This window comes from Nocardia veterana NBRC 100344 (assembly GCF_000308855.1).
Lineage (GTDB): Bacteria > Actinomycetota > Actinomycetes > Mycobacteriales > Mycobacteriaceae > Nocardia > Nocardia veterana.
Map to the genome: position 1 here is coordinate 1 of NZ_BAGM01000162.1, position 391 is coordinate 391.

Here is a 391-nt window from a genome sequence, read left to right on the forward strand (position 1 = left end):
TTGAAGTTGGTCGACGACCGGTATTCGGCGGTGGTGCCGATCGGTGTCGGATTGGGCCTTCGGCAAGGCGAGCTGCTCGGTTTGTCCCCTGACGATATCGATCGCGAGGCGATGACGGTACACGTGCAACGTCAGGTGAAGTACGTCAAGGGTGCACTAATGTTCGCGCTTCCGAAGCGGGAAAAGACTAGGTACGTACCGATCTCTCGGTCACTGCTCGGTGTGATTGACAGTCACGTTGAGCGATTCCCGGCCCAGTCGGTGACCCTGCCGTGGGGTTCGGCGGCCGGCGAGCCGCGGACTGTTCGCCTGCTGATAACGAAGCCTGATGGTATGGCGTTGAACGGCGACCTCTTCAACAAGATCGTCTGGAACCCGGCGTTCGGGAAAG

Annotated in this window: 1 protein-coding gene; it reads left to right on the forward strand. The window is 59.8% G+C overall.

Annotation, left to right across the window (positions count from 1 at the left end):
- Positions 1-391 (forward strand): site-specific integrase (locus ON37_RS26495; RefSeq protein ID WP_040723129.1); only part of this gene is annotated, 391 nt, incomplete at both ends.